At 65.5% G+C, this 19,736-nt stretch carries 17 protein-coding genes and 1 pseudogene; 11 read left to right on the plus strand and 7 right to left on the minus strand.

All coding sequences use genetic code 11. The annotated features are described in order from the left end of the window. Nucleotides 1–206: 206 nt before the first annotated feature. The gene (locus ACVWY1_RS21730; RefSeq protein WP_457378743.1) at nt 207–1,700 is read right to left on the minus strand and encodes a CoA-acylating methylmalonate-semialdehyde dehydrogenase; all 1,494 of its coding nucleotides are present in this window, start codon (nt 1,698–1,700) and stop codon (nt 207–209) included. 71 nt (nt 1,701–1,771) lie between these two features. Then, nucleotides 1,772–3,118, minus strand: a complete 1,347-nt coding sequence (locus ACVWY1_RS21735) for an aspartate aminotransferase family protein (RefSeq protein WP_046854153.1) — start codon at nt 3,116–3,118, stop codon at nt 1,772–1,774. 119 nt (nt 3,119–3,237) lie between these two features. Here ACVWY1_RS21735 and ACVWY1_RS21740 point away from each other — a divergent pair, with 119 nt between their 5' ends. The 5 genes from ACVWY1_RS21740 to ACVWY1_RS21760 all read left to right on the plus strand — a co-directional run bounded on the left by ACVWY1_RS21740 (nt 3,238) and on the right by ACVWY1_RS21760 (nt 7,669). Beyond that, nucleotides 3,238–4,155, plus strand: coding sequence for a LysR family transcriptional regulator (locus ACVWY1_RS21740; protein ID WP_110703785.1), 918 nt, complete (start codon nt 3,238–3,240; stop codon nt 4,153–4,155). 85 nt (nt 4,156–4,240) lie between these two features. After that, complete coding sequence (locus ACVWY1_RS21745) at nt 4,241–4,903, plus strand: TetR/AcrR family transcriptional regulator (protein WP_102684830.1); 663 nt, start codon at nt 4,241–4,243, stop codon at nt 4,901–4,903. A 9-nt stretch (nt 4,904–4,912) separates the two neighbouring features. Next, nucleotides 4,913–5,497, plus strand: a complete 585-nt coding sequence (locus ACVWY1_RS21750; protein ID WP_102684829.1) for an IMPACT family protein — start codon at nt 4,913–4,915, stop codon at nt 5,495–5,497. 447 nt (nt 5,498–5,944) lie between these two features. After that, nucleotides 5,945–6,631, plus strand: a complete 687-nt coding sequence (locus tag ACVWY1_RS21755; protein ID WP_111533376.1) for an SDR family oxidoreductase — start codon at nt 5,945–5,947, stop codon at nt 6,629–6,631. Between the two features lie 87 nt (nt 6,632–6,718). After that, nucleotides 6,719–7,669: an adenosine deaminase gene (locus ACVWY1_RS21760; protein ID WP_102684827.1), complete on the plus strand. Its 951-nt coding sequence runs from the start codon at nt 6,719–6,721 to the stop codon at nt 7,667–7,669. On the opposite strand, the gene ACVWY1_RS21765 is transcribed toward ACVWY1_RS21760, so the two are convergent. The 3 genes from ACVWY1_RS21765 to ACVWY1_RS21775 form a co-directional block, all read right to left on the minus strand. After that, the gene (locus tag ACVWY1_RS21765) at nt 7,666–8,376 is read right to left on the minus strand and encodes a transcriptional regulator (protein ID WP_457378744.1); all 711 of its coding nucleotides are present in this window, start codon (nt 8,374–8,376) and stop codon (nt 7,666–7,668) included. The genes ACVWY1_RS21760 and ACVWY1_RS21765 overlap by 4 nt on opposite strands. 640 nt (nt 8,377–9,016) lie before the next feature. Further along, nucleotides 9,017–10,198 (minus strand): multidrug effflux MFS transporter, encoded by a 1,182-nt coding sequence (locus ACVWY1_RS21770; protein ID WP_139668455.1) that lies wholly within the window; start codon nt 10,196–10,198, stop codon nt 9,017–9,019. 158 nt (nt 10,199–10,356) lie between these two features. Continuing rightward, the gene (locus ACVWY1_RS21775) at nt 10,357–10,554 is read right to left on the minus strand and encodes a heavy-metal-associated domain-containing protein (protein ID WP_023632213.1); all 198 of its coding nucleotides are present in this window, start codon (nt 10,552–10,554) and stop codon (nt 10,357–10,359) included. A gap of 146 nt (nt 10,555–10,700) precedes the next feature. Between ACVWY1_RS21775 and ACVWY1_RS21780 the strand changes: the two genes are divergently transcribed. The 5 genes and pseudogenes from ACVWY1_RS21780 to ACVWY1_RS21800 all read left to right on the plus strand — a co-directional run bounded on the left by ACVWY1_RS21780 (nt 10,701) and on the right by ACVWY1_RS21800 (nt 16,086). Beyond that, a complete protein-coding gene (locus ACVWY1_RS21780) occupies nt 10,701–11,087 on the plus strand; it encodes a hypothetical protein (RefSeq protein ID WP_102690719.1) in 387 nt (128 codons plus the stop codon). A 54-nt stretch (nt 11,088–11,141) separates the two neighbouring features. Beyond that, nucleotides 11,142–13,541, plus strand: coding sequence for a heavy metal translocating P-type ATPase (locus tag ACVWY1_RS21785; RefSeq protein WP_457378745.1), 2,400 nt, complete (start codon nt 11,142–11,144; stop codon nt 13,539–13,541). Then, nucleotides 13,538–13,942 (plus strand): Cu(I)-responsive transcriptional regulator, encoded by a 405-nt coding sequence (cueR, locus tag ACVWY1_RS21790; protein WP_023631307.1) that lies wholly within the window; start codon nt 13,538–13,540, stop codon nt 13,940–13,942. The genes ACVWY1_RS21785 and cueR overlap by 4 nt, the downstream gene beginning before the upstream one ends. A 353-nt stretch (nt 13,943–14,295) precedes the next feature. Further along, a pseudogene (locus ACVWY1_RS21795) lies at nt 14,296–15,228 on the plus strand (HAMP domain-containing protein); the annotation flags it as partial. Nucleotides 15,229–15,357: 129 nt separating this feature from the next. Next, nucleotides 15,358–16,086: a methyl-accepting chemotaxis protein gene (locus ACVWY1_RS21800; RefSeq protein WP_371918152.1), complete on the plus strand. Its 729-nt coding sequence runs from the start codon at nt 15,358–15,360 to the stop codon at nt 16,084–16,086. A gap of 66 nt (nt 16,087–16,152) precedes the next feature. On the opposite strand, the gene ACVWY1_RS21805 is transcribed toward ACVWY1_RS21800, so the two are convergent. Then, nucleotides 16,153–16,929: an AraC family transcriptional regulator gene (locus ACVWY1_RS21805; protein WP_102684820.1), complete on the minus strand. Its 777-nt coding sequence runs from the start codon at nt 16,927–16,929 to the stop codon at nt 16,153–16,155. Nucleotides 16,930–16,988: 59 nt separating this feature from the next. Next, nucleotides 16,989–18,266 (minus strand): acetyl-CoA C-acetyltransferase, encoded by a 1,278-nt coding sequence (locus ACVWY1_RS21810; protein WP_046854143.1) that lies wholly within the window; start codon nt 18,264–18,266, stop codon nt 16,989–16,991. Between the two features lie 115 nt (nt 18,267–18,381). On the opposite strand from ACVWY1_RS21810, the gene ACVWY1_RS21815 reads away from it, so the two are divergent. Continuing rightward, a complete protein-coding gene (locus tag ACVWY1_RS21815) occupies nt 18,382–19,734 on the plus strand; it encodes a 3-oxoacyl-ACP reductase (RefSeq protein ID WP_457378746.1) in 1,353 nt (450 codons plus the stop codon). The last annotated feature ends 2 nt before the right edge of the window (nt 19,735–19,736 follow it).

A 19,736-nucleotide genomic window follows, 5' to 3' on the forward strand; every position in this document is an offset into this window, starting at 1 on the left:
GCCGATCAGATGACCGAAGCACTTCCGGAACCTTTCCAAACAATCAACTCTTTGATATTCAAGGAGTTTTTCGTTCCGATGTCGCTGGAAGTGGGCGCATTATAAGGGGATCTGAAACCCCGTCAACCTTTATTTCAGTTATATAAAGCAAAACCTCAAAACAAAGCGGGGCGGCCTCTCGGCCGCCCCGCTTTCATCCCTGCGCCTTACAAGCTAGGGAAGGCAAACTGCGACGCCTCATGGCTGGCCCGCTGCGGCCAACGCTGGGTGATCGCCTTGCGACGGGTATAGAAACGCACACCGTCCGGCCCGTACGCATGCAGGTCACCAAACAGCGAACGCTTCCAGCCACCGAAGCTGTGATACGCCACCGGCACCGGCAGCGGCACGTTGACGCCAACCATGCCCACTTCGATCTCGTCGCAGAACAGCCGCGCCGCCTCACCGTCACGGGTGAAGATGCAGGTACCGTTGCCGTACTCATGCTCGTTGATCAACTGCATGGCCTGCTCCAGGCTGTTCACCCGCACCACGCACAGCACCGGCCCGAAAATCTCTTCCTTATAGATGCGCATTTCGGGGGTGACCTTGTCGAACAAGGTGCCACCAACGAAATAGCCATCTTCATTACCGGGCACACGGAAACCGCGCCCATCGACCACCAGCTTGGCGCCAGCGGCAACGCCGTCGTCAATGTAACCCACCACCTTGTCACGGGCAGCGGCAGTCACCAGCGGGCCCATATCCAGGCCGCAGGACGTACCGGCACCGATCTTCAGCGCCTTGATCTGCGGCTCCAGCTTGGCAATCAGCGCATCGGCCACCTGGTCGCCGACACACACCGCCACCGAAATGGCCATGCAGCGCTCGCCGCAAGAACCATAGGCGGCGCCCATCAGCGCGCTGACCGCGTTGTCCAGGTCGGCATCAGGCATCAACACCGCGTGGTTCTTCGCGCCGCCCAATGCCTGCACGCGCTTGCCGCGCTTGGTGCCTTCGGCATAGATGTATTCGGCGATCGGGGTCGAGCCGACGAAGCTCAGGGCCTTGACCTCTGGCGCCTCGATCAGCGCGTCAACCGCTTCCTTGTCGCCATGCACCACGTTGAGGATGCCCTTCGGCAGGCCGGCCTCCAGCAGCAACTGGGCGATATAGAGGGTCGAGCTGGGATCACGCTCGGACGGTTTGAGAATGAATGCGTTGCCGCAGGCGATGGCCAGCGGGTACATCCACAGCGGCACCATGGCCGGGAAGTTGAACGGGGTGATACCGGCGACGATGCCCAGCGGCTGGAAATCGGACCAGGCGTCGATGTTCGGGCCGACGTTGCGGCTGTATTCACCCTTGAGCAGCTCCGGGGCGCCGCAGGCGAACTCGACGTTCTCGATGCCACGCTTGAGTTCGCCCGCAGCGTCCTCCACGGTCTTGCCGTGTTCCTCGCTGATCATCTGCGAGATTTTCGCTTCGTTCTGCTCAAGCAGCTGCTTGAAGCGGAACATCACCTGGGCGCGCTTGGCTGGCGGGGTATTGCGCCAGGCCGGGAAGGCGGCCTTGGCCGAATCGATGGCCTGCTGGATGGTGGCGCGGCTGGCCAGCTCGACCTTGCGCACGGCCTGGCCGGTCGACGGGTTGAAGACATCGGCGGTGCGCTCGCCCTTGCTGACCAGCTCGCCGTGGATCAGGTGCTGAACAATGCTCATGCATAACTCCAGATAAAGAAGGTAGAGACAGGCGCGTGGTACTCACACGCCCGACGTCAAAATCGGAAAAATCAGTCGACCTTGTTCAGGGCTTCGCCCACGGCGTCGAACAGACGGTCCAGCTCTTGTGGCTGGGTGTTGAAGGTCGGCCCAAATTGCAGGGTGTCGCCACCGAAGCGTACATAGAAGCCGGCTTGCCACAGCTTCATGGCCGCCTCGTACGGACGGACGATGGCATCACCGTCGCGCGCGGCAATCTGGATCGCGCCGGCAAGGCCGTAGTTGCGGATGTCGACGACGTTCTTGGTGCCCTTGACACCGTGCAGCAGCTTCTCGAAGTGCGGCGCCAGCTCGGCGGCGGACTGCACCAGGTTTTCCTTCTGCAGCAGGTCCAGCGCGGCGATGCCGGCGGCGCAGGCCACCGGGTGCGCCGAATAGGTGTAGCCGTGGGGGAATTCCACCGCGTACTCAGGGGTCGGCTGGTTCATGAAGGTCTGGTAGATCTCGCCGGTGGCGATCACCGCGCCCATCGGGATGGCGCCGTTGGTGACCTGCTTGGCGATGCACATCAGGTCCGGGGTCACACCGAAGGCTTCAGCACCGGTCATGGCGCCCATGCGGCCGAAGCCGGTGATCACTTCGTCGAAGATCAGCAGGATGTTGTGCTGGCTGCAGATCTCGCGCAGGCGCTTGAGGTAGCCCTTCGGCGGCGGCAGCACACCGGCGGAACCAGCCAGCGGCTCGACGATCACCGCGGCGATGTTCGAGGCGTCATGCAGCTCGATCAGCTTGAGCATCTCGTCGGCCAGGGCGATACCGCCCTCTTCCGGCATGCCCTTGCTGAACACGTTGGCCGGCAGCACGGTGTGGGGCAGGTGATCGACGTCCAGCAACTGACCGAACAGCTTGCGGTTGCCGTTGACGCCACCCAGGCTGGTGCCGGCGATGTTGACCCCGTGATAGCCACGGGCACGGCCGATGATCTTGGTCTTGGTGGCCTGGCCTTTCAGGCGCCAGTAGGCACGAACCATTTTCAGCGCGGTGTCGGCGCACTCGGAGCCGGAGTTGGTGAAGAACACGTGGTTCAGGTCGCCCGGTACCAGGTTGGCGATCTTCTCGGCCAGCTGGAACGACAGCGGATGGCCGAACTGGAAGGCCGGCGAGTAGTCGAGGGTGGCGACCTGGCGAGCCACTGCCTCGCTGATCTCCTTGCGGGTATGCCCGGCGCCGCAGGTCCACAGGCCCGACAGGGCGTCGAACACCTTGCGGCCCTTGTCGTCGACCAGGTAGTTGCCTTCGGCCGCCACGATCAGCCGCGGGTCGCGCTGGAAGTTGCGGTTGGCGGTGTACGGCATCCAGTGAGCGTCCAGCTTGAGCTGGCTGGCCAGGCCGGCTTGAGCGGATTCGGGCATGTTCATCGGGCGGTTCCTCGAAAGACGATTAGGCAACGATGGGTGTTGTTGCAGCTAAGTTGTCACGGCGATAAAGTTCGAAAAACCCAGCTTTTCTAACCTTCAGTCAGCGGATAACTAAACTAATGAGCCGACGCCCCGATCCCCTCGCCCAGGTCAGCGATTTTGACATTCGCCTATTGAAGATCTACCGCAGCGTGGTCGAGTGCGGCGGCTTTTCAGCGGCGGAAAACGTCCTGGGCATCGGCCGCTCGGCCATCAGCCAGCAGATGAACGACCTCGAGCAACGCCTGGGGCTGCGCCTGTGCCAACGCGGCCGGGCGGGTTTTTCGCTGACCGAGGAGGGGCGCGAGGTCTACCACTCGGCGCTGCAACTGCTCAGCGCCCTGGAGTCGTTCCGCACCGAGGTCAATGGCCTGCACCAGCACCTGCGCGGTGAGCTGAACATCGGCCTCACCGACAACCTGGTCACCCTGCCGCACATGCGCATCACCCACGCTCTGGCCGAACTCAAGGACCGCGGCCCCGATGTGCGCATCCAGATCCGCATGATCGCCCCCAGCCAGGTCGAGCAGGGCGTGCTCGACGGCAGCCTGCACGTGGGCGTGGTGCCGCAGACCAGCCCGCTGTCGGGGCTTGAGTACCAGCCGCTGTACAGCGAGCGCTCCCTGCTCTATTGCGCGGTCGGCCACCCGCTGTTCTACGCCGACGACCTGCAGATCGATGACGATCGCCTCAACGCCCAGGACGCGATCGCCCCGACCTTCCGCCTGCCCGCCGACATCCAGGCGCACTACCAGGCCCTGCACTGCACAGCCAGCGCCTCGGATCGCGAAGGCATGGCCTTCCTGATCCTGACGGGGCGCTACATCGGCTACCTGCCCGACCACTACGCCAGCTTCTGGGTGCAGCAAGGTCGCCTGCGCGCGCTGAAGCCCACCCAGCGCTTCTATGACCTGGGCCTGAGCTGGGTGACGCGCAAGGGCCGGCGGCCGAACCTGGTGCTGGAAAGCTTCCTCGAGAGCCTGGCTGCGACACGCTGATGCCTGTCCCTGACGCTAATGCTTGTCACTTCGCCACAGGCAGGTAATCTGTCGGACATCCGTAACGACCCGCCCGGAATCGTCCATGACCCTAGAAGTCCCTGCGCATCGCTCCCCCACCTCGGGCAAGCCCGCCGGCCGCATCCGCCAGAAGAACGAACAGGCCATCATCCAGGCCGCCGAGGACGAGTTCGCCCGCCACGGCTACAAGGGCACGAGCATGAACACCATCGCGCTCAAGGCCGGGCTGCCCAAGGCCAACCTGCATTATTACTTCACCAACAAGCTGGGCCTGTACATCGCGGTGCTGAGCAACATCATCGAACTGTGGGACAGCACCTTCAACGCCCTGAGCGTGGAGGACGACCCGGCCGAGGCGCTCAGCCAGTACATCCGCACCAAGATGGAGTTCTCCCGGCGCAACCCGCAGGCCTCGCGGATCTTCGCCATGGAAGTGATCAGCGGCGGCGAGTGCCTGAGCGAGTACTTCAGCGCCGACTACCGCGAATGGTTCCGTGGCCGCGCCGCGGTGTTCCAGGCCTGGATGGACGCCGGCAAGATGGACCAGGTAGATCCGGTGCACCTGATCTTCCTGCTCTGGGGCAGCACCCAGCACTATGCCGACTTCGCCACCCAGATCTGCCAGGTCACCGGCCGCAGCCGCCTGACCAAGCAGGACATGGAAGACGCCAGCAACAATCTTATCCACATCATTCTCAAAGGCTGCGGCATCAGCACGCCTGCCTGACCCGGACTTATGCCTTCTACCCTGCTCGAGCTCTGCGAATGGCGCGAAGAAATCCGCAAGAGCCGCTTCATCACCCTCGCCGGCCCGATCGACAGCCCCGCCGAGGCCATGGCCTTCATCGAACGCCACAGCGACCTGGCGGCCACCCACAACTGCTGGGCCTGGAAGCTCGGCGCCCAGTACCGCAGCAGCGATGACGGCGAACCGGGCGGCACGGCCGGGCGACCGATCCTCGCCGCCATCGAAGCCCAGGACTGCGACCAGGTGGTGGTGTTGGTGATCCGCTGGTACGGCGGCATCCAGCTGGGCACCGGTGGACTGGCCCGGGCCTACGGCGGCGGCGCCAACAAATGCCTGCAGCAGGCACCCAAGCGTGTGCTGGTGCAGCGCAGCGCGTTCAGTTGCAGTTGCACCTTCAGCGAACTGGCGCTGCTCAAGCTGCGCCTGGCTGAGGTGGACGGCGTGGTGCTGGACGAGCAGTTCACCGCTAACGGCGTCGACCTGCGCATCGCCCTGGGTGAGATCCACCTCGCGTCACTGCAGCAGCAACTCGCCGACCTGAGCCGCGGTCGCATTCTGCTGGAAAGAGAGTGAGCGTTGCCCACAACTACTGTGGGCCTGCCTGTGGATAAGCTTTGGGCAAGCTGATACAGGCCTTGTGCGACAAGGCCTGCGAAGCATTGAGCATATTTTGATCACATTCGTGTGACACCGGCACAAGTGACTGAAAGACTGTGAGTTATCCCCAGCTTTCAATGTAAGCCCGCCCCCAAACCACCATTTTCAGGCCCGCTGCGCTTGCACACAATTACTGTGGAGCGGCTTGTGGATAACCCGTGAACTACAGCGCCAGGCCCAGCCCCCACAGGCTTTCCAGGCAATCGATCGTTTTTTGATCAGTCTCCACAAGGCGAGCGCCAGGTACCTGGTTTATGCTCGTCACCCAGGCCTTTCCCGGTGGAGGGCAATCACCCCGTTGTCGCGCGGCGAGCGAAACTATGCACAACAGCGCTCGCCCAGCCTTTGATATGGAGTATCGCAATGACCGCAAACAAGAACGCCCTGATCATCGGCGCCTCCCGAGGCCTTGGCCTGGGGCTGGTGCAACGCCTGCAGGAAGACGGCTGGAATGTCGTCGCCACCGTGCGCGACCCGCAACAGCCAGGCGCTCTGCGCGAGGTTTCCGGTGTGCGTATCGAGCGCCTGGAGATGAACGACACCGCCCAGCTCGACGGGCTCAAGCAGCGCCTGCAGGGTGAAGTGTTCGACCTGGTGTTCGTCAACGCCGGCGTGATGGGCCCGCTGCCGCAGGACCTGGAAAGCGTGCAGGTACAGCAGATTGGCGAGCTGTTCATGACCAACGCCGTGGCGCCGATCCGCGTGGCCCGGCGCCTGGCCGAACTCATCCGCAAAGACAGCGGCGTGCTGGCGTTCATGAGCTCGATCCTGGGTAGCGTGACCATCCCCGACGGCGGTGAGATCTGCCTGTACAAGGCCAGCAAGGCCGCCCTCAACTCGATGATCAACAGCTTCGTGGTCGAGCTGCAGCGCCCCGACCTTGCCGTGCTGGCCATGCACCCGGGCTGGGTGAAGACCGACATGGGCGGCGAGAATGCCGAGATCGACGTGCTCACCAGCACCCGTGGCATGCTCGAGCAGATCAAGGCGCAGAGCGGCAACGGCGGCCTGCGCTTCATCAACTACAAGGGCGAGCCGCTCACCTGGTGATCCAGGGCCTTGCGGGCCTGGGTGGGCGCATTGCCCGGCCAGGCCCTGTAGAATGGCGGCCAACCGTACCTGATCGAGATTGCACACATGTATGACTGGCTGAACGCCTTGCCCAAGGCGGAACTGCACATGCACCTGGAGGGCTCGCTGGAGCCCGAACTGCTGTTCGCCCTGGCCGAGCGCAACAAGGTTGCGCTGCCCTGGGCCGATGTCGAAACCCTGCGCGGCGCCTATGCCTTCAACAACCTGCAGGAATTCCTCGACCTCTACTACCAGGGCGCTGGCGTCCTGCGTACCGAGCAGGATTTCTACGACCTGACCTGGGCTTACCTGCAACGCTGCAAGGCGCAGAACGTTATCCACACCGAGCCGTTCTTCGACCCCCAGACCCACACCGACCGGGGCATCCCGTTCGAGGTGGTGCTCAATGGCATCACCGGCGCACTCAAGGATGGCCGTGAACAGCTGGGCATCTCCAGTGGTTTGATCCTCAGCTTCCTGCGCCACCTGAGCGAGGACGAGGCGCAACAGACCCTCGACCAGGCCCTGCCCTTCCGTGAGGCGTTCGTCGCCGTAGGCCTGGACAGCTCGGAAAAAGGCCATCCGCCCAGCAAGTTCCAGCGCGTCTTCGACCGCGCCCGCAGCGAAGGCTTCCTGACCGTGGCCCATGCCGGCGAGGAAGGCCCGCCCGAATACATCTGGGAGGCACTCGACCTGCTCAAGATCCAGCGTATCGACCACGGCGTGCGCGCCATCGAGGACGAACGCCTGATGCAGCGCATCATCGACGAGCAGATCCCGCTGACTGTCTGCCCGCTGTCCAACACCAAGCTGTGCGTGTTCGACCACATGAGCCAGCACAATATCCTCGACATGCTCGAGCGTGGCGTGAAGGTCACGGTCAACTCCGATGACCCGGCCTACTTCGGCGGCTACGTCACCGAAAACTTCCATGCCCTGCACCAGCACCTGGGCATGACCCAGGACCAGGCACGCCGCCTGGCGCAGAACAGCCTGGACGCACGCCTGTTGCGCTAACCGGCCTGGCGCGAGGGCAGGCAGGCGATCGCGTTGATCTGCTGCTGGCCGAGCGGTGTAAGGTGTACCGCCCGGCTGCCCTCCTGCTCACGCACCCAGCCCGACTGGGTGAACAACCTGAGCAACGCCTTGCCCAGGCAACCGCCCAGGTGCGGGCCCTGGTCGTTCCACTTGCTGCAGTGGCAGATCACGCAGCCACGCCGGTCGGCGGCGGCCAGTGCGTCGATGAACACCCCCAGCGCCTCCAGTTGCCCCTTGCCCTCCTGGCTCACGGCCAGTTGCTGTTCGCTGCCCTCCAACCAACCCGCTACATGCAGCCGATGCAGCAACGCGGCAGCCACCTCGCCGCCCAGATGGTCGCCGCACAGGCGCGCCTTGCGCATTGACAGGGGGATTTGCAGCGAGGTGCTCTGCCCCACGGCTGAGCGGCTGGCCAACTGGACGCTGGCAAGGGCCTCCACCGCGGTGCCGACCTCCGGCGTTGCCAGGCGGAAGAAGCGTTTGCGCCCACGCGCCTCCTGCCTGAGCAAGCCGGCACTGGACAGCAGCGACAGGTGCGCGCAGGCCGACGAAGTGCTCAGGCCGGTGATCACGGCAAGCTCGTCCGCCGCACGCGGGGTGCCATCGATCAACGCCCACAACATGGCGCTGCGCTTGGGTTCGGCCATCAGGCTGGCAACCTGACTGATGCTGCGGACTGCGGTCATGAAACTGAAGCTCCCTGATGTATCTCGTCTGGCGGCGACAACCGCTGACGCCCTGCCGCCTGTGCGGGCAAGCACGGGATTGTTCGTGTGCCGGATGGTCAGCGCCAGGCCAGGAAGGATCTCACGCTGGCATTGGGCGCCTGAGGCAGTATAAGCCGCTGGAGGGGGCTCGCCTTGAGGGGGGTATGCCCGGAATGGGTCGGCGTTGGTCCCCCGAGCACCGTTCTGAAAGATGCGTCTGTCAGTGCGCCACACCGCAGACACGGCTGATGCCCCCGTTCTACTGTGGCTGCGCCAGGAACGTGGCTGATAGCGATTATCAAGAAGCTAGAAAAGTCCGATAGGCACGGTGAAAACTTCTGCCCTGCAAAACAGAAGGTCTCCCTACTTCAGGCCACCATGACCGTCAGTCAGGGGACTGATCCTGGCCATGGCGAGCGGCGGGGGCGGCGCTACACTAGTTCCGCTCCCGCTCACTGGAGGTGGATCGCGATGAAGATTGTCGTCAGTGCGTCGAACCGAAATCCCGCTTGCCCCTGGCAAGTCCAGCTCGATCAGCATGTGGTGAGTTTCCGCAACGAGGCCGAGGCGCGGTCATTCGTCGCCCTGCTCGAGGCGCGCCTGAACGCGCCCCACCCGCTCACGCAGGCCGGCTGGCCTGCAGCCGCCGGGTCAACATTGCGACACTGACCACCAGCGCGCCACACAGGCTGATCACCAGCGCCATGGGCACCGCGCTGCCATCGTGCAGCACCCCGACCAGCGCTGCCGCACCCGCGGCGACGCTGAACTGCAGGCAGCCCATCAGCGCCGAGGCGCTGCCTGCCCGCGTGCCCTGCCCGCTCATGGCGCAGGCCGAGGCGTTGGGGATGATGCAACCAAGGCTGGCGATGCATACGAACAACGGCACCAGCAACGGCCACAACTGCGCTGGGCGCAGCGCCGCGACCACCAGCAGCGCCAGCGCCGCCACCAGGTACAGCCACACTGCCCGCGCCAGCAGGAACGCCGGGCCACGCTTGGCCAGCAGACGCGCATTGACCTGGGCCATCAGGATGAAGCCTGCGGCGTTGGTGCCGAACAACCAGCCATAGTGCTCGGCGGGCACCCCGTACAACTTGATGAACACGAACGGTGAACCGGCAATGTAGGCGAACATCCCGGCGATGGCGATGCCGCCGGTCAACGCATGGCCGACAAATACCCGGTCACCGAACAGCCGCAGGTACTGGCGCAGCGCCCCCGACAAGGGCTGGCGCGGCACATGTGCCGGCAGGCTCTCCGGCAGTCCCAGGCCGACGGCCACCAGGCAGGCCGCGCTGAACAGGCTCAGGGCGAGGAAAATCGACTGCCAACCAGACACATTGACCAGCACGCCACCGAGCATCGGCGCGAGAATCGGTGCCAGGCCCATCACCAACATCAATTGCGAAAACACCTTGGCCGAGGCCACCGCGTCGCACTTGTCGCTGACGATCGCCCGCGACAGCACCATGCCGGCGCAGCCACCCAGGGCCTGGACGAAGCGCGCCACGATCAAACTGTCGAGGTTGGGTGCATAGGCACAGGCCAGGGAGGCGATGGTGAACAAGCCAACCCCAAAAAGCAGCGGAATACGCCGGCCGAAACGGTCGGCCACTGGCCCGTAGGCGAGCTGGCCCAGGGACAGGCCGAGGAAATAGGCGGCCAGGGTCGTCTGCACATGCTTTTCGTCGGTGGCGAAGGCATGCGCCATGGCCGGGAAGGCTGGCAGATAGAAGTCGATCGCCAAAGGCCCGAACGCACTGAGGGCGCCGAGAATCAGCAAGGTTCGCAGGTTCATGGAGAATCCATAGCAGGCTAAGCAAGTCGGTTAGTCTACCCGCACTGGATCATTGGGCGTTGAAAACCTTTGTAATAATTGGCCTGCATTTCTGTAGACGCGGACTTGCCCGGGCAGCCCGCTTCTACAGAAATGCTTTAGCTGGACAATCCAGCCGTTCAGGCCACCTCGGCCTGATATCCCTCTTCACGAATCGCCGCCAGGATCTGATCCGCCGCCAGCGCACTGTCCACCCGCACCTGCTTCGCCGCCAGGTCCACTTCCACTCGCGCCGCGGCGTCCTGCTCCTGCACCGCACGGGTCACGCCTTTCACGCAATGGCCACAGGTCATGCCTTGTACATTGAACACTTGCATAGGGGTTGCCTCCTTGTGGGTTTTGTCCACTTTCAGCCTTGCCATCGGGGCAAGGTCAAGTTCCGCGTCAAACGGCCGGGCTGGAAATCCTTGCGCGGCTCGGCCAAGCTGCGCCTTTGACGATTTTGGCAAGCAGGAGATTCTTCATGATCAGGGCAGCAATGAGCCTAGTCGGACTGCTGGGCGCGCTGGCCGTGGTGCCACCGGCCAGCGCCGAAGGCAACTCGGACTACAGCGTGCTGATGATTTCCCGGGAACGCCTGGAAGTGGCCAGCAGTTGCGAGATCGGTATCTACCTCAACGATCAGTTGGCCGGCCGGCTGTTCCAGGAGCAATCGACCTCGTTCAACCTGCCACCGGGCCCTGTCGATGTACGCTTGCGCCTGCTCCCCGGGCAGATGCCCGGTTGCGCCCCGGGTATCGAGGACCAGCGCAGCACGCGCCTGATGTTGCAGGCGGGGCAGATCAAGAAGTACCGCATCGCCACAGGGCACAAGGGCCTGGAATTGAGGCAAGCCAACCTGGGCTATTGACCTTGCCCGCATGGCAAGGTTGATGCTGAAGGCCTATCCACGGAGGAGAGAGCCATGCCCGCATCCACCACCTTCGACCTGCCGATCAGCGGCATGACCTGCGCCAGTTGCGCAGGTCGGGTCGAACGCGCCCTGCGCAAGGTCACCGGCACCGAACATGTCAGCGTCAACCTGGCCACCGAGCAGGCCCGTGTCCAGGCGCCGGCCGACAGCCTGCCGGCATTGGTCGGCGCGGTGCGCGACGCCGGTTACAGCGTCCCCACCCGTACCCTCGAACTGCTGATCGGCGGCATGACCTGCGCCAGCTGCGCCGGCCGTGTCGAACGCGCCCTCGGCAAGCTGCCGGGGGTCGAGCAGGTCAGCGTCAACCTGGCCAGCGAACGCGCCCACCTCGAAGTTTTGCAGGCCGTCGATGACGGCGTGTTGATCGCCGCAGTGGAAAAGGCCGGCTATAGCGCCAGCCTGCCGCGCACCGCCGACGATGACCAGGCCCAGGCCCAACGTCGCCTGCGCAACGAACGCCTGGCGGTCGGCGCCGCCCTGCTGCTGGCCCTGCCATTGGTACTGCCGATGCTGGCGCAACCCTTTGGGGTGCACTGGATGCTGCCGGCCTGGGCGCAGTTCCTGCTGGCCACGCCGGTGCAGTTCATCCTCGGCGCACGCTTCTATGTCGCTGCCTGGAAGGCCGTGCGCGCCGGTGCCGGCAACATGGACCTGCTGGTCGCCCTGGGCACCAGCGCCGGCTACGGCCTGAGCCTGTACCAATGGGCCAACGCCCACAGCGGCATGGAACCGCACCTGTATTTCGAAGCCTCGGCGGTGGTCATCGCCCTGGTGCTGCTGGGCAAGTACCTGGAAAGCCGTGCCAAGCGCCAGACCGCCAGTGCCATCCGGGCGCTGGAGGCGCTGCGCCCGGAACGGGCGGTGCGGGTCATCGAGGGGCGCGAGGAAGAGGTGGCGATCAGTCAGTTGCGCCTGGGCGACCGGGTGCTGGTCAAACCCGGCGAGCGCTTCCCGGTCGATGGTGAAGTGCTCGAAGGCAGCAGCCATGCCGATGAAGCGCTGATCAGCGGCGAAAGCCTGCCCGTGCCCAAGGCGCCTGGCGACTCGGTAACCGGTGGAGCCATCAACGGCGAAGGCCGGCTGCTGGTAAAAACCCAGGCCTTGGGCGCCGAGACCGTGCTCGCCCGCATCATCCGCCTGGTCGAGGACGCCCAGGCGGCCAAGGCGCCTATCCAGAAACTGGTCGACCGGGTCAGCCAGGTATTCGTGCCAGCAGTACTGGTGCTGGCGCTGATCACCCTGGTCGGCTGGTGGCTGGCCGGCGCGCCGCTGGAAACCGCCCTGATCAATGCCGTCGCCGTGCTGGTGATCGCCTGCCCATGCGCCCTCGGCCTGGCCACGCCCGCCGCGATCATGGCCGGCACCGGCGTCGCCGCCCGCCACGGCATCCTGATCAAGGACGCCGAAGCACTGGAGCGTGCCCATGCGGTGAACAGCGTGGTGTTCGACAAGACCGGCACGCTCACCTCGGGCAGCCCGCGCATCGTCCACAGCCGGGCCAGCAGCGGCGACAACGGCGAGTTGCTGCGCCTGGCCGGTGCCCTGCAACGCGGCAGCGAGCACCCATTGGCCAAGGCGGTACTCGACGCCTGCGCCGAGCAAGGCCTGCACGTGCCGCAGGTCGCTGCCAGCCAGTCGCTCACCGGTCGCGGCATCGCCGGCCAGGTAGATGGCCGTGAACTGGCCCTGGGCAACCGTCGCCTGCTCGACGAAAACGGACTGCCGCCGGGCGACCTGGCCAACAGTGCGCAGGCCTGGGAAGCCGAGGGCCGCACGCTGTCCTGGTTGATAGAGCGTGGCCAGCAGCCACGCGTGCTCGGCCTGTTCGCCTTCGGCGACAGCCTCAAGCCCGGCGCCGGTGCGGCCATCGACGCGCTGCATGCGCGTGGCATCAGCAGCCACCTGCTGACAGGCGACAACCGTGGCAGCGCCAAGGTGGTGGCCGACGCCTTGGGCATCGATGACGTGCATGCCGAAGTGCTGCCGGCGGACAAGGCAGCTACAGTCGCCGCGCTCAAACAGGAAGGCGTGGTGGCCATGGTCGGCGACGGCATCAACGACGCCCCGGCACTGGCCGCAGCCGATATCGGCATCGCCATGGGCGGCGGCACCGACGTGGCCATGCAGGCCGCCGGCATCACCCTGATGCGCGGTGATCCGCGCCTGGTGCCCGCGGCATTGGACATCAGCCGCAAGACCTATGCGAAGATCCGCCAGAACCTGTTCTGGGCCTTCATCTACAACCTGGTCGGCATCCCCCTGGCCGCCCTCGGTTACCTCAACCCGGTACTGGCCGGCGCCGCCATGGCCCTGTCCAGCGTCAGCGTGGTCAGCAACGCCCTGTGGCTGAAAACCTGGAAACCCACCGCCATCGACCAGGAGGCGCCATGAACATCGGCCAGGCCGCCCGCCGCAGCGGGCTCAGCGCCAAGATGATCCGTTACTACGAGTCCATCGGCCTGTTGCGCCCTGCCACGCGCAGCGAAAGCGGCTATCGCCTGTACCAGCAGGAAGACCTGCACAGCCTTGCGTTCATCAAGCGCTCGCGGGACCTGGGCTTCTCCCTGGACGAAGTCGCCAAGCTGCTGACCCTGTGGCAGGACCGCCAGCGCGCCAGCGCCGACGTGAAGGCCCTGGCCATGCAACATATCGACGCGCTGAACCAGCGCATCGAAGAGCTGGTGAGCCTGCGCGACACCCTCGGTGAGCTGGTGGCGCACTGCCAGGGCGATGACCGCCCGGACTGCCCGATCCTCAAGGACCTGGCCAATGGCAGCGGCTGCTGTCACTGAGGGCATCGTCTGCGGGAGCGGCAGTATGCCGTTCCTGCGGACACCTTTTGGTATGCCATATTAGCCAGCCTCGACCGATATCCCCTTGAATAGCCTTTTCACCCAATAAATACGGGAGTTCGCCTACATAAAACCCAGGCTTTGCCGATGCACTGTTACAGCCTCGTGCAACGACAAGAACAACTCTGGGAGCGTGGATGAACATCAAGCAGAAACTCACCTGGGCCTTCGCCATCATCGCCGGCCTGCCCATCGTCCTGGTCGCCACCCTGGTGGTGCTCAACCTGCGCGGCGAAGCCCGCGACGATTTCCTCGACAACAGCAGCCGGGAGATTCGCCAGGTCGGCAACGCCATGGACATCTTCTTCCAGGGCATCACCCAGAACGTCGACTACCTCGCCGCGCAACCCTTGGTGGCGGCCAGCGCTGACAACGTCAAGAAGCACATCAGTGCCGATGCCGCCAACATCGCCCCCGGCGAGCAGGACAAGGCGCTGTTCGACCTGTTCAGCCGCCTGGCCCAGAGCCACCCGGACTACGCCTATGTGTCCTACGGCCTGAAGGACGGCGGCTACGCGTTCTGGCCGGGCGATCCGAAAATGGCCAACTACGACCCGCGTACCCGCCCCTGGTACCAGGCGGCCATGGCCAACCCCGGCAAGACCCTGCGTACCGCACCCTACTACTGGGCCGGCGACGACGCCGTACTGGTCAGCACCGTGCGCGCCGTGGCCAACACGCTGGGCAACCCGGGCGGCGTGGTCAATATCGATGTGTCGCTCAAGGGCCTGACCGAGATCGTCAAGCAGATCAAACTGGGCGAGAGCGGCTACCTGATCCTCATGGAAAACAACGGCAACGTGATGGTCGACCCGCGCGACGCCAGCCACAACTTCAAGCAGCTCGCCAGCCTGGGCGACGGCTACGCCGAGCTGGCCAAGGCCGGCAAGGGCCTGGCCGAAGTACAGTTGAACGGCGAGCGCTACATGGCCAACGTCTACCCCGACGAGAAACTCGGCTGGACCTTCATCGGCCTGATCCAGCAAGACGAAGTGATGCAGACCACCACCCGCCTTACCTGGCTGATCGGCGTCGTCGCGTTGATCCTGGCCGCCGTGTTCGCCGTGGTGGGCGCGGCGTTCGCCAAGCTCATCGTGCGCCCGATCAACAGTGTCACCAGCGGCCTGGAGGACATCGCCCAGGGCGAAGGCGACCTGACCCGCAACCTGGAGATCCGCGGCCGCGACGAAACCGCCCAGCTGGCCAGCTGGTTCAACCAGTTCCTCGGCGCCATCCGCAGCCTGATCCAGCACATCGGTGGTGCGGCAAGCAAGATCCTCAGCACCTCCAACAGCTCGACCCGCGTCTCCGGCGACATGGCCGAAGCCGCCGGGCGCCAGCGCGAGGCGGTGGACATGGTTTCCACCGCCTTCCATGAGATGGTCGCCACCGCCAACGAAGTGGCCCGTTCCTGCAGCCAGGCCGCGCAATCGGCCGACAGTGGCCAGCAGCAGGCCCGCGAAGGGCAGCAGCAGATCGACGCGGCGGTACAGAGCGTCGATCGCCTGAGCCAGGAAATCGAGCAGTCGGCGCAGTCGATCCAGCAACTGGAACGCGACAGCAATGCCATCCAGTCGATCCTCGGCACCATCCGCTCGATTGCCGAGCAGACCAACCTGCTGGCGCTCAACGCCGCCATCGAGGCAGCCCGCGCTGGCGAGCAGGGCCGCGGCTTTGCCGTGGTCGCCGACGAAGTCCGCGCCCTGGCCAAGCGCACCGCCGACTCCACCGCCGAGATCGACGGCCTGCTCGGCAACCTGGCCAGCCGCACCGCCCAGGTGGCCGAACAGATGCACGCCAGCATCGAGGTGTCGCAGCAGTCGGTCAGCCGTATCGGCCTGGCCCGCGACAGCTTCGGCCAGATCCGCGAATCGGTGGATGTCATCCGCGACATGAACACCCAGATCGCCACCGCCGCCGAGGAACAGCACCAGGTGGCCGAGGACATCAACCGCCACATCAGCCAGATCCATGGCGATGCGCAACTGGTGGCGGAACTGGCCCAGGCGGCGCGTCAGGACTCCGAGAGCCTGGCCGGGTTGTCCAACGAGCTGGATGCGCTGGTGCGCAGGTTCAGGACCTGAGTCGCCGTCGGTGGGCACGCGCGCTCTTGTAGATGCGCGGTTGCCCACCGACCGGCCTTTTACCTGCTACAGGCGAAGCTCTCCCGGCGTCGCCCCGAACAATTGCTTGAACGCGGCAATGTAGGCCGAGGTCGAGTCATAACCGCAACCCAGCGCCGCCTGGGTGACGCTCTCCCCCGCTTCCAGCAGCGCCAGCGACGTCAGCAGGCGCATGCGCTGGCGCCAGTTGCGAAAGCTCAGCCCCGTCTCGCGCTGGAACAGGCGCATCAGGGTCTTTTCCGACACCCCCAGTTGCACGGCCCACTGCTGCAAGGTCTGCACCTGGTCGGGCGCGGCGATCAGCCTGTTGCACAACGCCAGCAAACCCGGATGGCGCGGCAACGGCAGCGAGAAGCCCACCTGCGGCAGAGTGCGCAGTTGGTCCAGCAACACCGCCACCAGCCGCGCCTCGGCACTGTCGCCTTGCGGATAGGCCACCGCGAAGGTGCAGAACTGCTTGATCAGCTCGCGCGCCAGCGGCGTGACCTCCAGCACCCGGCATTCGCTGGGTGACCATGGGCAGGCATCGCTGCGCACATACAGGCTGCGCATCTCGGCCTGCATCGAGGTCACCACCTCGTGCTCGGTGCCGGCCGGGATCCACACGCCCCATTGCGGCGGGGCGAAGTAGCTGCCGTCGCTGGTGTACACGCCAAGCACCCCGCTGATGGCGTAGGAGAACTGCACCCAGTCATGGCGGTGGCGGGTGGTCCAGGAGCCAGCGCCGAGGCTCTCGGCACGGGCGTAGAGCGGCCTGGGCAAGTGGTCCAGCGTGGGGATGGGGCGTGGGCCGATAGTCGACATGATGGGGCCTGGTGTCTCGGGACGGACAAGGGTATCAGCCATCGCAGTCAACGCCGAACCTATCGCTCGATGATCGCCGTCACCCCCTGTCCGCCCGCCGCGCAGATGGAGATCAGGCCGCGCCCCTTGCCCCGCTCGCTGAGCAGCTTGGCCATGTTCGCCAGAATCCGCCCGCCCGTCGCGGCGAACGGGTGCCCTGCAGCCAGCGAACTGCCCTTCACGTTCAGCCTGGTACGGTCAATCGCACCGAGCGGCGCATCGAGCCCCAGCCGTGTGCGGCAGTAGTCGGCATCTTCCCAGGCCTTGAGAGTGCACAGCACCTGGGCGGCAAAGGCTTCGTGGATTTCGTAGAAATCGAAGTCCTGCAAGGTCAGGCCGTTGCGTGCCAGCAGCCGTGGCACCGCGTACACCGGCGCCATCAGCAGGCCCTCCTGGCCATGGACGAAATCCACCGCCGCCGCCTCGCCGTCGACCAAGTAGGCCTGCACCTTGAGGCCATGTTCCTCAGCCCAGGCCTCGCTGCCGAGCAGCACCAGCGAGGCACCATCGGTCAGCGGCGTGGAGTTGCCCGGGGTGAGCGTGCCGAGGCCGCTGCGCTCGAACACCGGCTTGAGCTTGGCCAGCTGTTCCAGGGTGAGGTCGGCGCGCAGGTTGTTGTCGCGGGTCAAGCCCAGGTAAGGCGTGAGCAGGTCGTCGTGCCATCCCTCACGATAGGACGCCGCCAGATGCTGATGGCTGAGCAGCGCCAGCGCATCCTGGTCGCCACGCTCGATCTGCCAGGTCTGCGCCATGCGCTCGCAATGCTCGCCCATCGACAGCCCCGTGCGCGGCTCGCCGTTGCGCGGCAGCTCGGGTTTGAGCAGGCCCGGACGCAACTTGAGGAAAGGCTTGAGACGCTCGCCAAGGCTCTTGCCACGGTTGGCCTGCAGCAGGATCTGGCGCAGCCCTTCGCTCACGGCGATGGGGGCGTCCGAGGTAGTGTCGACGCCGCCGGCGATGCCACTGTCGATCTGCCCCAGGGCGATCTTGTTGGCCACCAGCAACGCCGCCTCCAGCCCGGTGCCGCAGGCCTGCTGGATATCGTAGGCCGGCGTCTGCGGCGACAAGCGCGAGCCGAGCACGCACTCGCGGGTCAGGTTCATGTCACGCGAGTGCTTGAGCACTGCCCCCGCCGCGACCTCGCCCAGGCGCAGCCCATGCAGGCGGTAACGCTCCACCAGGCCTTCGAGGGCGGCGGTGAGCATCGCCTGGTTGCTGGCCTTGGCGTAGGCGCCATTGGAGCGGGCGAAGGGAATCCGGTTGCCCCCCAGGATCGCGACCCGGCGAATTGACTGCATGCCTGTTCCTCCTGAAACAATTTGAGCCTTAAGACTAGGTTCTTTTCGGCTATTCGAACGACCCTGCCACAAAGTTGGTCCACACTTGCATGCTTGCCTTCAGGGAGAACCGTACATGAGCGACCGCTATCTGGGCTTTGCCAACTCCACCCTTGGCCGCAAACTCGTCGATGCCCTCGGCCTGCCGCGCCCGGTGCCGCTGGAGCGCTGGCAGGCCGGGCGCCTGCGCCCCATCGAGGGCGCGCTGGTGCTCGGTGGCGGCCCGCTGGCCAGCCAGGTGGCGGCAATCGCCCCACGCCTGACCGCCGATTGCTACGGCTTCGACGCCGAAGCGCTCGACGCCCCCGCCTGGGTCGCGGGCCTGGGGCCGAAAATCAAGGCCGTGGTGTTCGATGCCAGTCACTTGTCCGACAGCGATGCGCTCAAGCAGTTGCGCGAATTCTTCCAGCCCTTGCTGCGCAGCCTGGCCCCCAGTGCCCATGTGATGATCCTGGGGCGCGCCCCGGAAAGCCTGGACGATGCGCAAGCCAGTGTCGCCCAACGCGCCCTGGAGGGTTTCAGCCGTTCGCTGGCCAAGGAGTTGCGCAATGGCGCCACGGCAAACCTCTTGTATGTCGGTGACGGCGCCGAAGACCAGCTCGAAGGCGCGCTGCGCTTCTTCCTCTCGCCCAAGAGCGCCTTCGTTTCCGGGCAGGTCCTGCGCCTGTCGGCATGCGCCGCCCAGGTCGAAGACTGGACCCGCCCGCTGGCCGGCCGTCACGCCCTGGTCACCGGTGCCGCGCGCGGTATCGGCGCTGCCATCGCCGAAACCCTGGCCCGCGATGGCGCCGAAGTGACCTTGCTCGACGTGCCCCAGGCGCAGCGCGACCTCGACGCCCTCGCCGCGCGCCTGGGCGGCCGTGCCCTGGCCCTGGACATCTGCGCCGCCGATGCCGCCGCGCAGTTGCTCGAAGCCTTGCCGCAAGGCCTGGACATCGTGGTGCACAACGCCGGCATCACCCGCGACAAGACCCTTGCCAACATGACCCCGGAATACTGGGACGCGGTGCTGGCCGTCAACCTCAAGGCCCCGCAGGTGCTGACCCAGGCGCTGTTCGAGGGAGGCAAGCTGCAGCGCGACGCCCGTATCACCCTGCTCGCCTCGGTCAGCGGCATCGCCGGCAACCGCGGCCAGTCCAACTACGCGGCCAGCAAGGCCGGGCTGATCGGTTTCGCCCAGGCCTGGGCACCGCGCCTGGCCGAACAAGGTGCCAGCATCAACGCGGTGGCGCCGGGCTTTATCGAGACGCACATGACCGCGGCCATGCCCATGGGCCTGCGCGAGGCCGGCCGGCGCCTGAGTTCACTCGGCCAGGGCGGCTTGCCGCAGGATGTCGCCGAGGCCATCGCCTGGCTCAGCCAGCCAGGTTCCGGCGCGGTCAACGGCCAGGCCCTGCGGGTCTGCGGCCAGGCCTTGATGGGAGCCTGACC

The organism is Pseudomonas sp. TE6288 (genome assembly GCF_054062095.1).

Coding starts and splice junctions, on each gene's coding strand:
- ACVWY1_RS21770 (WP_139668455.1), bottom strand. CDS start 10,198: ATGAACCTGCGAACCTTGCTGATTCTCGGCGCCCTCAGTGCGTTCGGG.
- ACVWY1_RS21735 (WP_046854153.1), bottom strand. CDS start 3,118: ATGAACATGCCCGAATCCGCTCAAGCCGGCCTGGCCAGCCAGCTCAAG.
- ACVWY1_RS21805 (WP_102684820.1), bottom strand. CDS start 16,929: ATGTCGACTATCGGCCCACGCCCCATCCCCACGCTGGACCACTTGCCC.
- cueR (WP_023631307.1), top strand. CDS start 13,538: ATGAACATCGGCCAGGCCGCCCGCCGCAGCGGGCTCAGCGCCAAGATG.
- ACVWY1_RS21760 (WP_102684827.1), top strand. CDS start 6,719: ATGTATGACTGGCTGAACGCCTTGCCCAAGGCGGAACTGCACATGCAC.
- ACVWY1_RS21785 (WP_457378745.1), top strand. CDS start 11,142: ATGCCCGCATCCACCACCTTCGACCTGCCGATCAGCGGCATGACCTGC.
- ACVWY1_RS21775 (WP_023632213.1), bottom strand. CDS start 10,554: ATGCAAGTGTTCAATGTACAAGGCATGACCTGTGGCCATTGCGTGAAA.
- ACVWY1_RS21800 (WP_371918152.1), top strand. CDS start 15,358: ATGGTTTCCACCGCCTTCCATGAGATGGTCGCCACCGCCAACGAAGTG.
- ACVWY1_RS21765 (WP_457378744.1), bottom strand. CDS start 8,376: ATGACCGCAGTCCGCAGCATCAGTCAGGTTGCCAGCCTGATGGCCGAA.
- ACVWY1_RS21815 (WP_457378746.1), top strand. CDS start 18,382: ATGAGCGACCGCTATCTGGGCTTTGCCAACTCCACCCTTGGCCGCAAA.
- ACVWY1_RS21780 (WP_102690719.1), top strand. CDS start 10,701: ATGATCAGGGCAGCAATGAGCCTAGTCGGACTGCTGGGCGCGCTGGCC.
- ACVWY1_RS21730 (WP_457378743.1), bottom strand. CDS start 1,700: ATGAGCATTGTTCAGCACCTGATCCACGGCGAGCTGGTCAGCAAGGGC.
- ACVWY1_RS21740 (WP_110703785.1), top strand. CDS start 3,238: ATGAGCCGACGCCCCGATCCCCTCGCCCAGGTCAGCGATTTTGACATT.
- ACVWY1_RS21745 (WP_102684830.1), top strand. CDS start 4,241: ATGACCCTAGAAGTCCCTGCGCATCGCTCCCCCACCTCGGGCAAGCCC.
- ACVWY1_RS21810 (WP_046854143.1), bottom strand. CDS start 18,266: ATGCAGTCAATTCGCCGGGTCGCGATCCTGGGGGGCAACCGGATTCCC.
- ACVWY1_RS21750 (WP_102684829.1), top strand. CDS start 4,913: ATGCCTTCTACCCTGCTCGAGCTCTGCGAATGGCGCGAAGAAATCCGC.
- ACVWY1_RS21755 (WP_111533376.1), top strand. CDS start 5,945: ATGACCGCAAACAAGAACGCCCTGATCATCGGCGCCTCCCGAGGCCTT.